The 1,939-nt window shown below is 63.8% G+C and carries 1 protein-coding gene; it reads right to left on the reverse strand.

The window, feature by feature from the left end; all coding sequences use genetic code 11:
* On the reverse strand, positions 1–1,939 hold a 1,939-nt coding region (locus AWB67_RS41215), incomplete at both ends, for a hypothetical protein (protein WP_159965147.1).

A 1,939-nucleotide genomic window follows, 5' to 3' on the forward strand; every position in this document is an offset into this window, starting at 1 on the left:
GGCATAGGCTGCCCCGGAAAAAGCAGCGTCGATACGCTCGCCGGTTCGTTGCCGCTAAGCGAGAGCGCCGCACGACTGGCTTCGCGATCGTCGCCGAGCGTGATCCGTGCACCAGCCGGCAAGCCCGCTTCGACCTCGATGCGCACGATTTCTGGTTGCCACGCAAGCCCGGGGTCCGGATCGTGAAGGGGATCGATGATCCAGTCGATATCGAACTTGCCGAGATGCGAGAACCACGGCGCCAGCACACGCTCGCAGTTCATGCGCTGAACCTCCAGGGTCCCCGCAACGAACTCGATCTCCTGAGGCGTGATGGGCTCAGGCGCATCGATCACAGCGAGAAACACGCCCGCGGAAGTACGCACGTTCAAACGCACCGCGTGTCTGGACGGGAGCCTGGCAAACGCGGACGCCGCCGTGATCGCGACGACCACCGGCGCGACGCCCGAGGCCGGCGCGATGCTCAGGCCACCGGGCGCGCCGCCGTCATCGAGCACATCGACGCCGCACAACTTGATGGGCATCGACCCGGTCGTGCCCAGCGCGATCTGCGCGTACAGCGAAGCGACGCCCATCGGGTTGCGGCGCAGATCCGCGACGGCGCTGTCGATGGTGTTGCACGAAGCCTTTGGTGGCGCCCAAGCAAACTGCGACACGTCGACGGTCGGATCGGCATCTCGCCAATGCAGCGCGCCCCACGAACCCGCGAGAGCAATCGTGGCGGCATCCGGCCGGAGTTCGTTGATGCGCCCCGGTATCGAAGGCGGCGCGACGAACGGCAGCGAAGCGCGATATCGAAACGGCAGGCCGGGCAGCACGTCGAACTTCGCATTTGCATCGATACCGGTAATCGCCGAGCCGCCCGCTTGCGCGATGGCCTGATTGGCCGCCAGTTCGGCATCCGCGATTACGCCGTGCAACGCTTCGATTGCGAACACGCCCACGATCGGAAGCAGGATGAAGAGGATGGTGTCGAGAATGCCTTCGAATTTGGCGATCTCGTCGCGGATGCCGTAGCCATCGACGTCCACTTGCACGCGCCCGAGTGTGCCGTCGTAGGACAGCGCGATCGACAGGGGCACTTGCTGCACGGCCACCACGGGCACCTTGAAGTACGGCGTAATGGTGAACATCGCCACGCCGGGGCCGGGCGTGCTGTAGTCGACGGCGACGGTAATGAGTCGCCAGCTATCGCTGCCCATTGCGTCGGACATCGCGCGCCACACACGCGTTTGCAGCGTCGCTTTCAGATCTTCGACGGGCATAACGACGGCCCACGCATTTGCGCCAAGCTTGCTCTCGAAAAATCCGTCGAGAAAGTTCTTCCACACGATATCGATACTGCTGTTACTCGTCATTGGCTCGGCGCGCACACACAGACATTGCTGAGCCTGATCGATCGAGATGCCCGCGTTGACGAACGGCGCGCCCGTCGGCAACAGCGACGTCAATGTGATCGGGATCGAAGTCGATGGCAACACGGCCGCGAGTTGCGCCGCCGCCCACGCTTCGGCCGCAGCGATGAGGTTGGCGAAAGGTCCGTTGGGCGTGCCGAACTGCGCACTTGTCCATTGATCAATCGCCGCTTTCAGCCAGTCCGGCAGACTCTGCGCCGTGACCGTCAAGGCGTCGAAGCGTACGCGCAGCAAGCGTCGGGTGATGACCGGGTTGCCATCGGCGGGCGACACGACGCAATCGATATCGAAGCCCAGGTCCGCCTTGAGCCTTGCCTCGGAAGGCACCAGCTTGTTCGGCGCGGCCTGGATAGCCTGCACACGGACGAAGTCGATCGTGCCGGCAATGACGATCTGCGTTTGCAGCGTGTCGATCGTCGTGCCTTCATTGGCGCGCCACGGGTCGTGCTGAAAGACGGTCGCGGTCGTCGGCTGATCGTGCTCGAAACTTATCGAATCGAACAGCACGCGCTGCATCTGCACGC

The sequence above is a fragment of the Caballeronia terrestris genome (assembly GCF_001544515.1).
In the GTDB taxonomy this organism is placed as follows: Bacteria; Pseudomonadota; Gammaproteobacteria; order Burkholderiales; family Burkholderiaceae; genus Caballeronia; species Caballeronia terrestris.